Source organism: Ruegeria profundi (genome assembly GCF_020171505.1).
GTDB lineage: Bacteria > Pseudomonadota > Alphaproteobacteria > Rhodobacterales > Rhodobacteraceae > Ruegeria > Ruegeria profundi.
Genome location: NZ_JAIUZS010000011.1, coordinates 47,013 through 63,273 on the forward strand (window position 1 = coordinate 47,013; position 16,261 = coordinate 63,273).

Sequence of the window (16,261 nt, forward strand, 5' to 3'; positions counted from 1 at the left end):
AATCGCCTTGCACCTCCCCAGAGCTAGGTCTAAACACCGCCTCACCAACGCGGACCGATAGCTCAGCTGGATAGAGTACTTGACTACGAATCAAGGGGTCGGGGGTTCGAATCCTCCTCGGTCCGCCACTTGGTGATTTTCACAAATTTTGATGAAACATACTAGGTTGCTTAAACCTTTGTGTTTTATGGCTGAGGTCGCGCTAGAGGGTTTCGTTGGATTTTATCTGATTATGCCAGTATACTTTTATTGAGTGGTATATTTTGTGGTATTTACATGGCTGCGCTCAGCGGAAAGCTGACAAAGAAGCTTGTAGAGAATCTCGGTCCGGGTCGGCATGGTGACGGTTCTGGCCTGTATCTCGTTGTCGATCCATCGGGCGCACGGCGCTGGATCGTGCGTGTAACGGTCAAAGGGCAGAAGAACCGCAAGGGCGCTCCGCTGCGCACGGATTTCGGGTTAGGTGGCGCTGATGTCGTCACACTAAACCAGGCTCGAGAAAGAGCCCTCGAATATCGACGCATGGCAAAGTCCGGGCTGAACCCGCGCTTCAACGCCCAGCGTGAAATCCCGACCTTTGAGGAACTAAGCCGACAAGTTCACATTGACCGCCTGCCAACATGGAAGAATGCCAAACACGGCCAGCAATGGCTTAACACCTTGCGCGACTATGCGTTCCCCAAGATCGGCCGTATGCCCGTGGACAGCATCGATCAGCCCGAAGTTCTGATGTGCCTGTCGCCCATCTGGACCGAGAAACACGAAACCGCAAAGCGACTGTCTCAACGGATCAAGACGGTGCTCGACGTGGCAAAATCCAAGGGCTTCCGTTCGGGCGAGAACCCGGTGACTGCGATCCGCGAAGGCAAGGTGCTGCCCACCGTCAAAGCCAAGGTGCAGCACCATGACGCGATGCCGTGGCAGGAGGTGCCCGCATTCTATGCCGAGTTGCAGACCCGTTCGGCCATGGCCGCCAGGGCACTGCAGTTCACCATTTTGACCGCCTGCCGAACCTCAGAAGTGCTGGAGATGAAATGGCCCGAGGTAGATGTCAATGCGCGACTGTGGACCATACCTGCGGAGCGCATGAAAGGCGGGCAGGTCCATCGCGTGCCTCTCACCGGCGAAATGCTGGCCATTCTGGAGCCGCTGCGTGCGCTGGCCTCTGACTACGTGTTCGAGGGGCAAAAACGACACCAGCCCTTGTCGAACATGTCCATGCTGATGTTACTGCGCCGGATGCGGAAAGATGGCGTCACTGTGCACGGCTTCCGCAGTTCGTTCCGAGATTGGGCTGCGGAGTCTGCAAACGCGCCTCGGGAACTGGCTGAGGCGGCTTTGGCTCATCAGGTTGGGTCCGATGTAGAGCGCGCCTACGCTCGGTCTGACTTGTTGGATCGTCGGCGCGAATTGGTCGAGCGCTGGAGCAGGTTCTTGTGTTAACGACCCTGATGGGAGGAAAAGAGGGTATTGGAACGTTTTTCGGAAGAAGAAAGTGAACGATTAAACAAGATCCTATCCTATGAATTGAACCCCTTCGTTCATGGCGAGGGCGAGTTAAAAGAAGTTCCACTTGGTAAGAAAACAAAGGACTGGCTGTTTGAAACTCGAATGAACTTACCTTCCGATGTGAACGCCGAGCTTGACCGTATTGGTTTCGACGAGCTGCCGGATCAAGTTCGTGTTCATCTGCTGAATGAAATATTGGAAGAAAGGCAGGTCAGTTCAGCACCCAAATGGTGGGAGATGAACTTCTTTGAGTTTTCCACAAATGATTTGTGGGAGTTTTTCGTGGAGCAATGTCGAAGGAATTATGAAATCGATTATGTGAGGGAGCATTTTGACCTCCTCATTGCATCGTTTGTAGAGTTGGAAGAGGCTCGACATATCCTGCAAGTCAGCAAACTAAACAAAAGTAAATACTCTCGGGAGCAGGTCGACTTAGCGCTCGAAGTTTTTGATAGAAGCTACCCTTTGGACTTCCGCGACTATGAAGAAGCTCCACGGCGATCGAGAAGTCCACTAGACAAATTGAGAGAGGCTTTGGCATTTGAACTCGATAAGCTCGACTCAGTCTTCACTAAGCGCTGGTTCGAGTTCAAAATATTGGACGAGTTGGCTAGCTTTAAAAGCTACATTCATGAAGGTTCAAGGGATAGCGAACTGAGCAAAGCTATAGCTGGTCAGCTGCGCCACTACATGTACGGTCAGCTCTTGGCATTAGGCCGGATGGTCGAACACTACCGCTGGAAATTCAGCTACGAAGATGCAGCAATAACCGGAGTGCGGTCCGCAAAAACCAGACTTAGGGCTGGAGAAGCCGGGGCGCGCGCATCTCGAAAACGCAGACTTCAAAACTTGGAATCGCTGATGCAACAAATCGAGGAGCTGTCTGACGCGGTCGGTTTGATCAATGAAGAACGCATTGTTGAACAAGCTTTGGAAAAGACAGTTGAGAAAAGAAAGGACTTCCCAAAGTCAGCAAAGACCCATGCGGATTACGGTACGGCTCTACGTTCAGAAGAACCCTTCAAATCAAGGTACGAAGCAGTTTTTAAGAAAAACGCCTAAGTGGTTTCTCACTTTCGGAAAGCGCTTAGGCGCAGGAAAAAGTCTGGTGACACTTCGGGAAAGCTGCCCATAATTGGGAGCCATCGCAACTGATCCAAGAGGATTTCAACGATGGCAAACGTCTTCAATGACGACCGGGTCTATTTTCCAGAAGACCCTGAAATGCAATTGCTAGGAAACCGCGAGAAGCTGGCTCAATGGCGTCACCGCATGTGCGGTCCGGCCTTCATCCGCATCGGTCGGCGGATCGCCTATCACGGCGCTGATCTGAACGCCTGGCTGGCGGCTCGTCGTACCGATCCCAACAACGAGGCTGCATAATGAAAAACCCCAACTCCAAGCGCGGAGATGGGGCTTTTCCAGTGACATCAACTGCCACCCTAGCAAGTCCAGTTGATGCCACAGGATGCCCCGCGCCGACAAGACAAAACGAGCGCCGGTACTACTGGTCACCCCTGAGCCACTCGGTCGAACGGGTGATCGCACGGAAAGGACGGATCAAGCATGGCTGATATGTCCTTTTCCAAATCGAACCTTTCCAGTCACGATAGGGGGCCAGACGCTGGCCCTCTTTCCCAAACCGATCATCGAGAAACCGATGAGAACTACAACGGCGAGTTCTTTCGCCATGGTGTCTACCGCGTCGCCGTATGCCGGGATGGCATCCAATGGCTGTTTCAACGTCAAAGACCCCAATTTCCAGCCGGAGGAGCGGCTTGGGACACGCTCGGGTATTGTGTGTCCAAATCCGGCCTAATCCGGCTCGTCCGGGCGCATATCGGCTGTGACGTTCCTGAACTGGATGCATTGCCCGAGCATTTCCAGCGAGGGTGTCGCGATGAGTAGGAGACGGTCTCCCAACGGCAAACGGTCGGATGAGGGCCAGTTCGTCTATCTGCCCTACGCCATGATCAAGTCCCCGGCGTGGAGGGCTTTGTCGGGACCTGCAGTGAAGCTCTGGCTGGAGCTTCACACCCGCTTCAACGGCAGCAACAACGGCAAGGTGTTCCTGTCGATGAATGAAGCGGCAGAGATTCTGGGATTGGGCAAGGCCACGGTTCAGCGGGCTTTCGAAGATCTGCAGGACAAAGGCTTCCTCGTGCTCGAGAAGGAGGGCAACTGGTATCACCGTCGAGCACATGAATGGCGATTGACCACCAAGGCGACGCAGGCCCGGTCCGGCAAGAAAGCAGCCACCAATGACTGGCGGTTCTGGCAGCCCGGAAAAACAAAACGCGGTTCTGAGACGGACCCGTCAGCATCCTCTGTGGTTCCGTTTGAGAACCCAAACGCACCTCATGGTTCCAAATCAGAACCCGTCAGGCCGGTTTCGCGTCGGTCCTTCGGTTCTGAATCGGAACACTAATACTAACCACTCCTTGTTACGCGAGGCGGACATGAGCAAGACACAAAAAGACAGTGGCAACGATCTGCAGACAAAGAACTCCGAGCTTACCGACGCGGAAACCAATGCGATTGCGGATCTGAGGGAACGGAAGAAATCACGCGTTCGGGCACCGGGCATCAAGTTGGACTTCGATGAAGACACACGCAGGCTCACGGTTGGGCACAAAGGAAAAGACCCAACGGCGGCCTGTGCTTTGGCGATGCATGAGCTCGGCACAGCTGACTACCGGTTCTTCGAAGGCGTTATGGATCAAGTCGCGACTCTTGGGCAACAGGACAGTTCTGTCTCCGAGACCGCGTCGAACTTCGTGATGTCCGTTGTTGCCGGGGTCAGACCGCAGGACGAGATTGAAGCCATGCTTGCGATCCAAATGGGTGCGGTCCATCAGGCCACGATGATGATGGCGCGCAGGCTCAATCACGTCGAGACTCTTCCTCAACAAGACTCGGCGGAACGGGCGCTCAATAAGCTTGCGCGAACTTTCACAAGCCAGGTTGAAGCGCTGAAAAGATATCGATCCAAGGCGGATCAGACCGTCAGGGTTGAACGCGTCGAGGTCAAAGAAGGTGGCCAGGCTATTGTTGGCAACGTTCAAAACGGGGGGCGGTCCAATGACAAAAAGTGACGACAACCTCATTGACCCCACCAAACGGCTCAGGAATGCGCCCAGATGTACCGCCACGGCAAAGTCCACGGGCCGGCGATGTCGCGCACCCGCTGTTCGGAGCTGGAGTGTTTGTCGCATGCATGGGGCTGGAGGTGGGCACGCTGCTGGGCCAAGCCATCCTTCGTGGAAGAATGGGGAAAGGTCGAGAGAAACCGAGGAGATGCGCAAGACGATCAATGAACTTATCCGCGCTGACAGGGCACTGCAGAAATTGATCGACTGACCCGGCACGGCCTCGCAAGCAAGGCAAAGCAGTCGTTCGAGCGAAGTGCTTGGATGGCTGCTCCGAGCCCAAAGTGACGGATGCTGCAGTTCGCACAAATGTCCGAAACGCGCTTTGAAGCGGTTGTTAAACTTTGGTTCGTAGCCTTTCCAGTGATGGATGGTGACGATTGTCTCGTATTTTCAATTGATTACAGAGTAACGTGTGCAGCTTGTGTTCATTCATTTGTTGTGCTGGTACAAACTTCGGCCAGGCTGACTAGCGTAGCTCCTTGACGCTCATCCACTACCGCTCCTTCGTCGTCGGCGTGGCCTGCTTCGCCACCACTTGCTATTGGTGTCCGCGGCTGAGGCAAAGCGTGCTCGATCAATGCCGAAGTCCAGATCACCCTAGCAGTAAATAGTGGGCTGTCGTTCGCCTAGGGCAGCGGTTCGTCGGGTAGCACGAAATTTGGCACCAAGTCCGAGGCGCATGCAGCGTTAACTGCAGTTTCAGGTTGATCGAAGAAAGCGCCAGCGACATCTCTTGCGCATTGCGAGAACAAGGTCGTGCCGTGTCCTGTATTTGGGAAGCGAACGAACTGTGATCCGATGAGATTGTTGGCGGCCTGTTCCGACCAAGACGTCGCGGTCTGGATGTCATTGGTTCCCGTAAAAACCATGACGAATACGGACCCATCGCCGGTGACCGGTGCGTGGAAGTCCTCTCCAAGCGTGCCTGTCGGAAACCCGTCACAGGCACCAAGCTCGTAGGCCATCGTTCGCGCCTCCCGTTCTGTCAACCCAGGGATGCGATAGCTGGCGATGCGCGCCCGGGCGCGTTCTGCACTATTGAATGGGACAGAGTCATTGCAAGTGAACACGCGCAGTGCGAAGGCCAGTTCATGGAGCTGCTCGCTGAAGCGGTCCAGATTCCGCAGACGGCGAAAGATCTCGGAAACGTCATCCGGCGTCATTTGCCCCACGAGCGACGTCAGGATCTGTGCATCAATCCCGGAGTAGTGTCGTTGCACGAACTGCCGGAGTTCAACGGGCGTCGCGGGGCGCAGGGCCAAGGCGACGCGGTCTGATGTATAGGTGCCATCAAGGGTAGTGCTGTACGGAACATCCTCGAGCTGGCTGAGCGTGCGCAGGAACAGTGCCGCCAGAGACTCTTCGGCCTCGCTGGCCATGTCCAGAGCTTGCCTGGCGAGAGCCTCGGCGCTGTGCAGGAGTTCATCGCCCTGCAACGCAAGTGAGTTGGCACGATTGAGCATCAGGCGCGCCGGAATGCTTGAGGCTTCAAACTGAAATGTCGGCGGGACTGCAGTTTCCGCTTCGGCGTAAAGCATGAGGGAAAGGGCTTCGAAGAGCTCCGGGTTGCCTTGCGACAGGTCTTGGATCATTCGGGGCAAGTACCGAACGCGCCACTCGCCACCCGCCTGGTTGGCCGATGAGAGGATCAACTGTTCCAGACCCTCGGTCGTGACCGGCAGTCCGCTTTCGGTCTTCAATGGCTGCTCGGACAGGGCCGTGAATACACCGTTGAGCGTTTCAACGAGGTTGGGATAGGCGTCGGCGCAGGACGGATCGGCAAGGCACATGCCGTAGATGCCGAGAAAGGCTTCCTCGTTAGTTTCGGGAAGACGCTCGCGCCAAGCCACGTCTGTCGGAAGCACCGAGTCGAGTAGGATCGCGCGCAATCCCGGCGGGTCTTGCCGCAGGACTTCCAGCCCAAGTCGTGTGCCGTAGGAATGACCGTAGATGTTGAAGCTCTCGAAACCAAGTGCCTCGGCAAGGCGGACGACATCGCGGGCATTGTTGATGGTGTTATACTGCGACAGGTCCACGCCGTGTTCATTCAAGTGGGCTGCGCAGAGGGGGATAAGGTACTCGCCGGCCGCGGCGCCAGGGTTCATCCCCGATGCTTCGGCGATCTCCCCGGCGGCGGCGAATGCCGCATCGCTGTTGGCGGCGAAAACCTCGTTGCACTCGATCTCGCCCGGTGAGAAGCCCGACCCGCGCTGATCGAAGACAACGATATCACGTCGGGTACGAAGGGTTGCCAGTCGTTCCGTGAGCGTGTTCGTCAAGCTGGCCAGTTCGCCTCCGCCGGGTCCCCCGTGCAGGTAGATGATCGGATCGACTGCGGGTGACATGCTGGTCGACCGCAAAACCCCGTACATCAACTCGATCTGACGGCCGTCCGGGTCACCATAATCGACGGGTACGCGGACGATGCCGCAATCGAAGGTTTCGCCTTCGATCTCGGTCACTGTCTGGGTGACGACCTCGGGGCAGGGAACGGGCTCGGGGCGCAAAGATGACGTTTGCGCATTAGCCCTGCCATCGGAGCAGAACTGAGCCATCAGAGCGATAAGTGTGACCGTCGTCCCGCGGTGAAACGAACCGCTACGAAATAAAACTAAACTATTGGCAGAATTACCATTCCATTTAAGGATGCCTCGTATGATTTTTGAAAGTTGAAACAAGTAATTCTCGCTCCTGCTCGGTGTGCGTTTGGTGTCTTTTAGCAACCTAGCCCGGCCCCCTCAGCGCCGGCAAGACAGTTAGGGTCTTAGTGCGAAAGAACTGGTTTGGCATCGCTTGCACGCGTTGCTTGAACGGACCTTCAGATGGAGGAAGGATGCCACTATGGCCACTGATACGAGGTTAGTGAACGATGAACAGGGAGCCGGATGATCACTAGTGTGAGGATATGGGCGACAAACAGGCCTATCGCTTTCGTCATGATTTTGCTTGCGATCTACTTCGTCGTGCTTTCGGCTCCGTTGGTATTCTCGAGCGGGGCATTTGGTGGGGACGAGTCGAAGTCCCCAAACTCCATCGACTTGAGCCATCTGCCCTTTGAGCTGTTTCTCGCTACCAGCGTTGTCGCGGTGGTTAGTCTTGTTGGCTGGAGCAAGAACGCTCGGTTCATATCTGCACCCGACTGGAGTGGCATCTGGGCACCGATCATTCTGACTTTGTATATTGGTAGCATCCTGACGCCCGGTTTGATGGTTGCCTCCGGAAGCGGAGTAGACATGGGTGATGTGCTCGCCTCCATTCCGTGGGGGACCTTCATTCTTTTCATGCTGCTGATCGGAGTCTTCGAAGAGGGTCTATTCCGAGGTGTCTTGCTTCATGGGTTTGAAGTACGGATCGGACCAGTCGGCGCATTGCTCGTATCCTCGGTGCTTTTTGGATCAATGCACTTTGTTAACTGGATTACCGGGCAGACGCTGGGGCCGACGATCGATCAAGTTCTTCACGCTGGCACGCTGGGATTTCTATTCGGTGCGATCGCGCTTCGAATGAACTCAATTTGGTTCGGGGTCGCAACACACGCACTGTTCGATGGCGTGGTCGATTTCAACGGCCAGATACTCGCGGCCGCGGCGGCGATCGCGTCTGCCGATCCAAGCGTCGCGGAGACGGCAACGACTGTGGTTCCATCTTCAAATGATATATCGCTCAGCGATAGTTTGCTCCGCGTCGTCCTTGGGCACTTCGAACTTGTCTTCGGATCGATAGTTCTCTGGTCCTGGTGGCGCAGGCGAAACCGTCAGCAAGACTAGGGCACGACCTGAAACGCCTTTGGCACATCGATACACTGTTTGAAACGCGCTCCGTCAAGGGCATCAGTTGAGGACGATGTTGCTAATCCAGTCTACGCTGGAGCCAGCCCAAACTGCAAACAGCAACAAGACCTGGTTTCTGGAAAGTAGATCGATTTCAAACTCCTTAGCACTCTGACTTGGCTAGATCAATTTACCGAACTCATTGAACACCGCGGTTGCGATGGTGTCGTCTGTCAGCGTGCAATGATCCCCGCAACACCGAGCCGGGGACACTTTGCTTTTTATCTTGGTGGTGAGCCTCATGGACGAGCCTAGCGAGGTTCATTGGCTCTCCCAAACCGACTTTACGCATTTTCACAGTTAGACTTTGGTTACTGTGCACTCCCAAGGAGGCTCTCGGGCAGTGCCTTTTCGCAAATGAAGGAGCCGGATCCCCGTGCGCCCTCAACCTGTATGGGAGTTTCCCGAGCGTTCACCACCATGAAAACGCTCTCCATGCCATACACGGCCTCGCCATTGGTAAGATCGGCTTGATGCCGCAGTCGAAGCACATTTGTGGTGACGGCCGCGCGAACCGTTGCTTGAGCCATGCAGACACCGTCGACGCAAGCCCAGACATCTTTACCCGTGAAATCTTCCTCGCTCAGGAACAGGGCTACGTGTGCCGCGTCGTCAGCGTCCCGCACCGCGAGGCGCATGGGCTCGACACGAGTGGCGCTATTTTCATCCTCGGTCCATGCAATAGCACCGGTGCAGGTCGTGAATGGGCCTCCGAGTGCGTCTTCTATCACCTCGTTGCCCGATGCAGTCGTCGCCAGAGTTGTCGCCGCGAAGAGTACGCCAGCACGCAGGGGGGAAAACAATGATTTCATTTCGTACTCGCTCTCTCAGATTCTAAAGAACCTTGGCGCAATTATCTTCGCCGCCAACGACCTCACCAGGTGCGTCAGTGCCCAAGATCGCTGCCGCATTCGCCGCAGTTTGGGTCAGGCTCTGATCGATTTCTTCGCGCGTCAGTGGCCCCTCGTCTTTGGTTGCCTGTACTGTCATGCAGATGCCCGCCGATGCCCCTGTCGCGATACCGATCCCGGCCGCCGTGCCGCCGATCAGCGATCCATCGAAAATCGCGCCGTCGATAAAGCCGATGATCGAGCCAACAATTCCAATAATCACCTTACCCAAATCTTCTCTCCTTGCTAGAACGCGACGGTTTTCAGGGCCACACCAAGTTAAGGATGAACACGGCCGCACCTATTCCGAAGAACAGCGGCCAACTCCATCTTGGGCCACCCTCCTTGTGCGGCACGTAGAGACCAGCTTTGTGCATGCCGATCATCACGACAAATATGAGAACTCCCGTTACGAGCGCATGTGCAAGATCAAGGTGCATCTGACCCTCCCATTTATGGTTTTGTTTTTCGGGCTTCGTCGCCGCCAAAGTAGCGACAAAGCAATGTCAGGATCGCGATATTCAGCACCGGGGCCAGAACGGTAAGCCACGGTTTCAGGCTGTCGGCGACACCATCGAACCAGCGCACCCACGGCAGGCCGAGTGGCATCAAGAAGATGCCGGACATGGGACTTTGCTCCTGACTGAATGGCCCGAAGGTTCAGATTGGAGGCAAAGCCAAGGCTGCGATTTAAATGATCCAGACACACGATACAGCACACTAGCACGAACTGCCGCAACGCTTATCTAGGCATTGACGGCCTTTGGCGCGGTCGGGTCAGTTACAGGCAGGGTAATTGGCGCGATCGGCTTCCGTCACATCCACCGGACAATCTGTGTTTCGATTTGCTTCCGAGATATCGGCTTCCGTGGTGAAGGATTGCTCTTCGACACATCCCGCCAAGGCGACGAGGACGATAGAGGTAGCGAGGATTTTCTTCATGCGTACTCCTTTCAGGTTGTTGGGAACGGCGATTTTTCAACCGCGTGAGTTAGCAATCTCCGGCGGGGAGCATGGTTATATCGGAGTAGCGACCGTCGGACGTGGTGACGCGAGCACAAGCACCCGTACTTCGATTGAACCAGAAAGCCGTGAGACCCTCTGTACGGATCAACTCGTAGCCGAGGTTCTGGATACCCATCTCAGCTTGACCGGCGCGTGCGCCTTCGAAAGCGGTAAGGTCAGATGAGCTTCCGACGGACGGTTGCCCGGGGGTAGGGCTGGAGGTTGCAACGCATCCAACCAAGCCAACAATTGCTGCGGCACCAATCGCCATTTTGATCATATGAGCCATTGAGTGAGCTCCTTTTCTGGATTGCAGCGCTGGCCCACTATTCGATGCCGAAGATGACATTGAACGACTGGGCGCCGTTGGACGTGTTGTAGACCTCGACAACATGATCGCCCGATTGCCACAGCTGGCCCCGGTACTCCTGATCGGCGCTCATCTCGTCCAACAGAACAGAGCCATTAGGATTGTAGATGACGTAGGTCATTCCTGGACCGTTCGCTGCTAGCCGGAAATACAAAAACTGACCGTCGCGCGCGCCGAGAACATAGCGACGACTTTCCTGCGGCAGCAACGAGCCTGTCAGTTCTGCCCCGGAGGTTCCGGAAGCGAAGGAGACACGTTCGGTACCAGAGCCGGAGGAGGCGGCCATCGCACCACCACCATCATCAGCAGCCTGTGCAACGGTGAGTTCCGCCACGACCCCGTCGTTCGAGACGAGGCAGCGCCAGACAGTGGCTCCCGCGTCCTCGAACATTATCAACGAGTTTGCTTCGGAGTACTCCGACGAGATGACAGTGCCGCTCTGGCCATCGGGACCACCGACAGCGCGTATCTGGTCGATACAGCCGTCGATAGCCGCTTGGCCGACATTCGCGGATGCCTGTCCACTGATGGACACAGCAAGCACTGCTGCGAGCGCCGGAAAGAGGAAAGGTTTGTTCATGATAACGACCTCTTCAGTGATCTTTCGCGTAGATTTTGACAAAGGGATGGAATGGAAATTTTTGCGCATCTTTCGGTCGGCTGGCGACTATCTCAGATAGAGGGGTAGCAGTACTGATAGAATAGCGATCCGTGCGAAGTGATGCAACGCAACGAAAGTTGGATCGAATCCGAGTGCGAAACCGATCGCCGCCATGGCTTCGACTCCGCCCGGAGCGAATGCAATCCACGCCTGGGACATCGGGACGTCTATCAAGACGGCTACGACACCTGCGAACGCAGCTGATACACCGGCCGCAACGGTAACGATCGCGGTTGTGGGCCAACCAAGCTGAAGGATTGATGCAAGCGGCATGTTAGAGAACCGACTTCCGATAGCGGCCCCGGTGACGCAAAGGCCCGCGGTAAGGAGCGCTGCAGGCGGGTAGCCTTCGACGAATGACAGGAGATGAGCCGCAGCGCTCACCACCAACCCTCCGACCAAGAATGCCGCCGGCATGCCCAAGCGAGCAAGGGCTAAGGAGACTGCTAGGCCGACAGATGCCAATCCCACCAGTGCTCCGAAACCCAAGTTTCCTTGAGGGTAAGCGACGGTATAGGATGTTCCGAAAACGTAGAACAAGAGCGGCAAGACACAGGCCAGCCCCAAGAGTCGCATGGACTGCATGACAAGAACTGTCGCCGGATCGCCCCTCCCGTCCACTGCGATTGAAAGCGCCACGGACATGGTTCCAGGCGCGCTCGACAGGAGCGCCGTATCCGCAGGCATCGTGAACAGCCGCATGAGCATCCAGCGGTTCAGCCACAGAGTTACAAGCACAGAGGCACAAAGCAGGCTGAGGCTGATCGAAATGCTCTCTAATTGGGTCACAGCGCTGCTGTCGATGCCGGACCCGAGCGATAGCCCGATCACCAGAAAGCCGGCATTTCTAAGCTTGGTGTCGACAGCAAGTCTGGCACCACTCCACGCGGTGGTTGCCGTTGCCATTGCGGCCCCCAGAAGAGGGGCCGCCGGAAGCCCGGCAAGGGCGGCAACTGCCGCCCCGACGGCACCGATCGCAAGTGTCCTTGTCGTCAGGCGTAGATCCTTAGAGATCATTCGTCATCGGCTACGGCGGGCGGTAATGACGACTTGCGACGGGCCCGGCGCGCGCTCCAGATCGGGAGAATGACGACCGCCGCCGCGAGGGCATAGAGGCATATGCTCTTCCAACTTGCGATCAGGATGCCCCAGTCTCCGGCGGAGATTGACAAGGCACGCCGCAGATTGTCTTCGAACAGCCCACCAAGCACGAAACCCAGGATTACGGGGGCGAGCGGGAAATCAAGCTTCCGCAAGAACCAGCCGAAGAGGCCGAGCAGGATTATCGCGAAGAGATCGAACGGATTGCCGACAATCGAGTAAACACCGACGAAAGCGAGCACCGCTATCAGTGGCGTCAGAAAGTGCTGAGGAATCGTCAGCATCCTTGCGAAAAGCCCGACGAGCGGAAGGTTGATGACGAGCAGCGCGATGTTGCCGACGTACATCGACGCAATCAGACCCCAGGCGATTTCAGGGCGCTGCGTGAACATCAAGGGCCCCGGCTGCACATTGAACAGAAGCAGCGCGCCGAGCAGGATTGCGGTCGTTCCCGAACCCGGAATCCCGAGCGTCAGCATCGGGACCATGGCCCCGCCGGCGGCGGCATTGTTGGCAGATTCCGGTGCGGCGAGGCCCCGGACATGCCCCTTGCCGAACTCTGCGGCGTCTTCTCCTGCAAGCCGCTTTTCCGTTCCATATGCGACTGCAGACGCAACAGAGGCTCCTGTCCCCGGCAGAATACCGACGAAGAACCCGATGATAGACGATCGCAGGATCGTATACTTGGTTTTGGCGATATCGGCCCATCTGACGAAGGAATTGTCGAGTGGCAGAGCCTTCAGTTTGCCTGTGACCTGCTGTTCGACGAGGTAGAAGAGCTCTGCCATACCGAAGAGGCCGATGACGACGACGAGAAAATCGATACCGGCAAGCAGATCGGGAATGCCGAAGGTATAGCGCATCACGCCGGTATTCGCGTCGATCCCCATCGTGGCAAGCATCAAGCCGATCAGGGCCGCCACCATAGTCTTCGCCGCGTTCGAACCAACGAGGGCTGCAAGCGACGCAAAGGCAAAGACCATTAGGGCAACGTAATCGGCTGGTGAAAAGGTGACGGCGAACCCGGCCAGAAGCGGCCCGAACATCGACAACAGAATAACGGCAAAGGTACCGCCAACAAATGACGCCACTGCCGATAGCGACAATGCGCGACCTGCAAGTCCGTTTCGCGCCATGGGATTGCCGTCGAGCGTGGTCATCACGGCGCTCGCGTCGCCTGGAACGTTTAAAAGGATTGATGAGATACGCCCGCCATACTCCGCACCGTAATAGATACCTGCGAGTAGGATCAGGGCGCTTTCGGGCGGAAGGCCGAGGCTATAAGCAATGGGAAGGAGGATGGCAACGCCGTTGATCGGACCTATGCCCGGCAGAGCTCCAATTAATGTGCCGGCGAAACAGCCGAGTAGCACGAGCATGATATTGAGGGGCGCCAAGGCCACTCCGAAGCCTGTTGCCAGGCCTGTGAGGACTTCTTGCATGTCTCGGGTCTCCTTAGATACGCGGCAATGGCCCGGCGGGCAGGTTCAAATCCAAAAGACCCGCGCAGAGCAGGTAGCCGCCAATACCGGCCACGGCGCCGAAGATGACGGCACGCAGCGTGGTGGTGCCCAATAGGCGGGCGAAAACTGCGCAGAATCCGAAGGTGGCGATGACAAATCCGAACGGCTCATAAAGCTCGGCGTATGCGAGAAGGAGAACCAGAACACCTGCCAACTGGAGCCAAGCCGGTTTTGCGATTTCGAGGCCGTCGATGTCGGGTCGCCAGATCAGGACCGCCAAGCAGATCACCATCACACTGGCCAGAATGCGCGGCCAGCTTTCGGGGCCAAGCGGATCGTATTGAAATGGTGCGCTGATCGCTGTGAAAGCGATAAACCCGTAGCCAAGTGTCACGGCAAGTAATGCAAATGCAAATATACGATCGACCATCGCGCTCCTCCCTTAAGCATGATGAAAAAGAATGATGCCCGCCGATCGTTGCCGGCGGGCCGAAAAGCCATGGCTTACTGGGTTATCAGGCCCGCTTCTTCAGCGATTTGGCGCAGTTCCGCGATCAGAGCCCGGACCTGAGAATTCATCTCTTCGCCCGACAGTTCCAACGGCATGAGACCCCTTTCTTCACGAATCGTCTGGAACTCTTCGCTCTGGTAGGCTGCATCGAACGCGTCGACCCAGGTCTGATAGTCCTCGTCGGAGACGTCGCCGCCCATGTAGAAACCGCGCATGATCGTCCACTGGGCGTTGTATCCTTCCTCGATCGCCGTCGGGAATTGATCAAACGGGGGATCGAGACGCTCAGGGGACATCACCGCGAGGATGCGCATGGTGCCGGCCTCGAGATGCGACGCCATTTCGCCCACATCCCCCATGTAGACTTCGATGGAGCCGCCCAGCAGGCCAGCAATCGCGTCGCCGCCACCGTCGAAGGCAACATACCGCATGTCGCGCGGATCGGACCCAACGGAACGCAGAAGCAGCGCGCCCTTCATCCAGTCCTGCGAACCAACGGACCCACCGGCACCGACGATTACGTCTCCCGGAGCGTCCTGGAAATCTGCCATCAAGTCGGCAAGTGTCTGGTAATCACTGTCAGCGCGGACGATGACCGCACCGAAATCCGCCCCAGCCGTTGCAACAAACTTGACGTCGTTTTCGTTGAAGTCCGCACCATACTTGCCTGTCGCAATGTTCAGAAGAGAGCCCGAGGAGAATGCGACGATAGCATTTGGGTCGTCGGTGCGTGTCGTATTGAAGAGGTTGAAAGCAACGGCACCGATGCCACCAGGCATGAACGTCACTTGCATCGGTTGCCCGAATTGCGGCTCGAGCCCCGTCTGAGCGATCCGGCAGGTCAAATCGAATCCACCTCCCGGGTTCGCCGGTGCGACGCATTCTGGGCTGGTGACCTCTGCCAGAGCCGAGGTACAGAGGGTTGCGGCGAGCGTTATTGCCGCGGCGAAAGTCTTCTTCGTCATTGGGTCCTCCCTTTGATGTTGGCCTTCGCTTTATATGTCGCGTGGCTGACTTCACCCTGTAGCGTAGCTGACTTGACGCTGACTCGGTGCAATATACCTTTGCGACGGCTCCGCACTTGTTAACATGAAGGAATGCGCATACTTGTTGTCGAAGATAACCGCGACCTCGCGGAGACTATGATCGAGCGTCTTCAGGGGGAGGGTCACGTGGCCGATCTCGAGGTCGACGGCGATGCCGCCTCTATCTTGTTGTCCCATGCCGAATTTGACCTTGTCATCCTCGATGTGAATCTGCCGGGTAGGTCTGGGCTCGATATTCTGCGCGAGATGCGCGCGCGTCAGACATCGACACCTGTGCTGCTTCTGACGGCGCGAAGTCAGATCGAGGATCGGGTATTGGGCCTTGATGCAGGTGCGGATGATTTCATGGTCAAACCATTCGATTTCCGGGAATTGACAGCTCGTGTTCGCATGCTTGGTCGGCGGTTCGCGGGCTCTGCCACGAATGAAGTAAGCTACGGCAATCTGGTATTCGACCGAAACTCGAAACGGGCTCTGGTCGACGGGCGCGACATTGACCTCAAGACGAAAGAGGTCCAGCTGCTTGAGATTCTTCTCTCCAACATCGGCACCCTATTGAGCAAGGAAGACGTTGCCGATCGCCTCTACAGCTATGAAGAGGCGCCAAGCCTCAACGCGGTCGAACAACACATGACCCGACTTCGACGCAAGCTCGAAGGCACCCTTGTTCAGGTCAAGACCGTGCGAGGCCTTGGTTACCTTGTATATGTCGATGACGCATAG

19 protein-coding genes and 1 tRNA gene are annotated in these 16,261 nt (G+C 56.5%); 9 read left to right on the top strand and 11 right to left on the bottom strand.

Annotation, left to right across the window (positions count from 1 at the left end; all coding sequences use genetic code 11):
- The first annotated feature begins 51 nt into the window (after positions 1-51).
- The 7 genes from LCM21_RS19875 (at position 52) to LCM21_RS19905 (ending at position 4,604) form a co-directional block, all read left to right on the top strand.
- Positions 52-128, top strand: a tRNA-Arg gene (locus LCM21_RS19875).
- Positions 129-276: 148 nt separating this feature from the next.
- On the top strand, positions 277-1,443 hold the full coding sequence (locus LCM21_RS19880) for a tyrosine-type recombinase/integrase (RefSeq protein ID WP_171238451.1): 1,167 nt from the start codon (positions 277-279) through the stop codon (positions 1,441-1,443).
- Between the two features lie 27 nt (positions 1,444-1,470).
- Positions 1,471-2,571: a hypothetical protein gene (locus LCM21_RS19885; protein ID WP_171238450.1), complete on the top strand. Its 1,101-nt coding sequence runs from the start codon at positions 1,471-1,473 to the stop codon at positions 2,569-2,571.
- Positions 2,572-2,682: 111 nt separating this feature from the next.
- Entirely contained in the window at positions 2,683-2,892 is a 210-nt protein-coding gene (locus LCM21_RS19890; protein ID WP_058272409.1) for a MerR family transcriptional regulator, read from the top strand.
- 183 nt (positions 2,893-3,075) lie between these two features.
- Positions 3,076-3,417 (top strand): hypothetical protein, encoded by a 342-nt coding sequence (locus LCM21_RS19895; protein ID WP_171722040.1) that lies wholly within the window; start codon positions 3,076-3,078, stop codon positions 3,415-3,417.
- Positions 3,410-3,937, top strand: coding sequence for a helix-turn-helix domain-containing protein (locus LCM21_RS19900; RefSeq protein WP_171722041.1), 528 nt, complete (start codon positions 3,410-3,412; stop codon positions 3,935-3,937). Before LCM21_RS19895 ends, LCM21_RS19900 begins: the two co-directional genes overlap by 8 nt.
- A gap of 31 nt (positions 3,938-3,968) precedes the next feature.
- A complete protein-coding gene (locus tag LCM21_RS19905; protein WP_171238449.1) occupies positions 3,969-4,604 on the top strand; it encodes a hypothetical protein in 636 nt (211 codons plus the stop codon).
- Between the two features lie 683 nt (positions 4,605-5,287).
- Here LCM21_RS19905 and LCM21_RS19910 read toward each other — a convergent pair.
- The gene (locus LCM21_RS19910) at positions 5,288-7,216 is read right to left on the bottom strand and encodes an alpha/beta fold hydrolase (RefSeq protein ID WP_224892125.1); all 1,929 of its coding nucleotides are present in this window, start codon (positions 7,214-7,216) and stop codon (positions 5,288-5,290) included.
- A gap of 381 nt (positions 7,217-7,597) precedes the next feature.
- Here LCM21_RS19910 and LCM21_RS19915 point away from each other — a divergent pair, with 381 nt between their 5' ends.
- Entirely contained in the window at positions 7,598-8,428 is an 831-nt protein-coding gene (locus LCM21_RS19915) for a CPBP family intramembrane glutamic endopeptidase (protein ID WP_224892126.1), read from the top strand.
- Positions 8,429-8,802: 374 nt separating this feature from the next.
- On the opposite strand, the gene LCM21_RS19920 is transcribed toward LCM21_RS19915, so the two are convergent.
- The 10 genes from LCM21_RS19920 to LCM21_RS19965 all read right to left on the bottom strand — a co-directional run bounded on the left by LCM21_RS19920 (position 8,803) and on the right by LCM21_RS19965 (position 15,457).
- Positions 8,803-9,303 (bottom strand): hypothetical protein, encoded by a 501-nt coding sequence (locus LCM21_RS19920; RefSeq protein ID WP_224892127.1) that lies wholly within the window; start codon positions 9,301-9,303, stop codon positions 8,803-8,805.
- Positions 9,304-9,325: 22 nt separating this feature from the next.
- Positions 9,326-9,613, bottom strand: coding sequence for a hypothetical protein (locus LCM21_RS19925; protein ID WP_224892128.1), 288 nt, complete (start codon positions 9,611-9,613; stop codon positions 9,326-9,328).
- Positions 9,614-9,834: 221 nt separating this feature from the next.
- Positions 9,835-10,008 carry a hypothetical protein gene (locus LCM21_RS19930; RefSeq protein WP_224892129.1) on the bottom strand — a complete coding sequence of 58 codons (174 nt, stop codon included), beginning with the start codon at positions 10,006-10,008 and terminating at the stop codon, positions 9,835-9,837.
- Positions 10,009-10,158: 150 nt separating this feature from the next.
- Complete coding sequence (locus tag LCM21_RS19935; RefSeq protein ID WP_224892130.1) at positions 10,159-10,323, bottom strand: hypothetical protein; 165 nt, start codon at positions 10,321-10,323, stop codon at positions 10,159-10,161.
- 49 nt (positions 10,324-10,372) lie between these two features.
- The gene (locus LCM21_RS19940) at positions 10,373-10,675 is read right to left on the bottom strand and encodes a hypothetical protein (protein ID WP_224892131.1); all 303 of its coding nucleotides are present in this window, start codon (positions 10,673-10,675) and stop codon (positions 10,373-10,375) included.
- Positions 10,676-10,712: 37 nt separating this feature from the next.
- Complete coding sequence (locus tag LCM21_RS19945) at positions 10,713-11,336, bottom strand: pyridoxamine 5'-phosphate oxidase family protein (RefSeq protein WP_224892132.1); 624 nt, start codon at positions 11,334-11,336, stop codon at positions 10,713-10,715.
- A gap of 87 nt (positions 11,337-11,423) precedes the next feature.
- Positions 11,424-12,434, bottom strand: a complete 1,011-nt coding sequence (locus tag LCM21_RS19950) for an AbrB family transcriptional regulator (RefSeq protein ID WP_224892133.1) — start codon at positions 12,432-12,434, stop codon at positions 11,424-11,426.
- Positions 12,431-13,960 carry a tripartite tricarboxylate transporter permease gene (locus LCM21_RS19955; RefSeq protein ID WP_224892134.1) on the bottom strand — a complete coding sequence of 510 codons (1,530 nt, stop codon included), beginning with the start codon at positions 13,958-13,960 and terminating at the stop codon, positions 12,431-12,433. Before LCM21_RS19955 ends, LCM21_RS19950 begins: the two co-directional genes overlap by 4 nt.
- Before the next feature lie 13 nt (positions 13,961-13,973).
- Entirely contained in the window at positions 13,974-14,411 is a 438-nt protein-coding gene (locus LCM21_RS19960) for a tripartite tricarboxylate transporter TctB family protein (protein WP_224892135.1), read from the bottom strand.
- Positions 14,412-14,485: 74 nt separating this feature from the next.
- Positions 14,486-15,457: a Bug family tripartite tricarboxylate transporter substrate binding protein gene (locus tag LCM21_RS19965; protein ID WP_224892136.1), complete on the bottom strand. Its 972-nt coding sequence runs from the start codon at positions 15,455-15,457 to the stop codon at positions 14,486-14,488.
- 132 nt (positions 15,458-15,589) lie between these two features.
- Here LCM21_RS19965 and LCM21_RS19970 point away from each other — a divergent pair, with 132 nt between their 5' ends.
- On the top strand, positions 15,590-16,261 hold the full coding sequence (locus LCM21_RS19970) for a response regulator transcription factor (protein ID WP_224892137.1): 672 nt from the start codon (positions 15,590-15,592) through the stop codon (positions 16,259-16,261).

What these genes read in the sequence shown, in the direction of transcription:
- LCM21_RS19880 (WP_171238451.1), top strand. Translation starts at nt 277, where the DNA reads ATGGCTGCGCTCAGCGGAAAGCTGACAAAGAAGCTTGTAGAGAATCTC.
- LCM21_RS19890 (WP_058272409.1), top strand. Translation starts at nt 2,683, where the DNA reads ATGGCAAACGTCTTCAATGACGACCGGGTCTATTTTCCAGAAGACCCT.
- LCM21_RS19895 (WP_171722040.1), top strand. Translation starts at nt 3,076, where the DNA reads ATGGCTGATATGTCCTTTTCCAAATCGAACCTTTCCAGTCACGATAGG.
- LCM21_RS19900 (WP_171722041.1), top strand. Translation starts at nt 3,410, where the DNA reads ATGAGTAGGAGACGGTCTCCCAACGGCAAACGGTCGGATGAGGGCCAG.
- LCM21_RS19905 (WP_171238449.1), top strand. Translation starts at nt 3,969, where the DNA reads ATGAGCAAGACACAAAAAGACAGTGGCAACGATCTGCAGACAAAGAAC.
- LCM21_RS19910 (WP_224892125.1), bottom strand. Translation starts at nt 7,216, where the DNA reads ATGGCTCAGTTCTGCTCCGATGGCAGGGCTAATGCGCAAACGTCATCT.
- LCM21_RS19915 (WP_224892126.1), top strand. Translation starts at nt 7,598, where the DNA reads ATGATTTTGCTTGCGATCTACTTCGTCGTGCTTTCGGCTCCGTTGGTA.
- LCM21_RS19920 (WP_224892127.1), bottom strand. Translation starts at nt 9,303, where the DNA reads ATGAAATCATTGTTTTCCCCCCTGCGTGCTGGCGTACTCTTCGCGGCG.
- LCM21_RS19930 (WP_224892129.1), bottom strand. Translation starts at nt 10,008, where the DNA reads ATGTCCGGCATCTTCTTGATGCCACTCGGCCTGCCGTGGGTGCGCTGG.
- LCM21_RS19935 (WP_224892130.1), bottom strand. Translation starts at nt 10,323, where the DNA reads ATGAAGAAAATCCTCGCTACCTCTATCGTCCTCGTCGCCTTGGCGGGA.
- LCM21_RS19940 (WP_224892131.1), bottom strand. Translation starts at nt 10,675, where the DNA reads ATGGCTCATATGATCAAAATGGCGATTGGTGCCGCAGCAATTGTTGGC.
- LCM21_RS19945 (WP_224892132.1), bottom strand. Translation starts at nt 11,336, where the DNA reads ATGAACAAACCTTTCCTCTTTCCGGCGCTCGCAGCAGTGCTTGCTGTG.
- LCM21_RS19950 (WP_224892133.1), bottom strand. Translation starts at nt 12,434, where the DNA reads ATGATCTCTAAGGATCTACGCCTGACGACAAGGACACTTGCGATCGGT.
- LCM21_RS19955 (WP_224892134.1), bottom strand. Translation starts at nt 13,960, where the DNA reads ATGCAAGAAGTCCTCACAGGCCTGGCAACAGGCTTCGGAGTGGCCTTG.
- LCM21_RS19960 (WP_224892135.1), bottom strand. Translation starts at nt 14,411, where the DNA reads ATGGTCGATCGTATATTTGCATTTGCATTACTTGCCGTGACACTTGGC.
- LCM21_RS19965 (WP_224892136.1), bottom strand. Translation starts at nt 15,457, where the DNA reads ATGACGAAGAAGACTTTCGCCGCGGCAATAACGCTCGCCGCAACCCTC.
- LCM21_RS19970 (WP_224892137.1), top strand. Translation starts at nt 15,590, where the DNA reads ATGCGCATACTTGTTGTCGAAGATAACCGCGACCTCGCGGAGACTATG.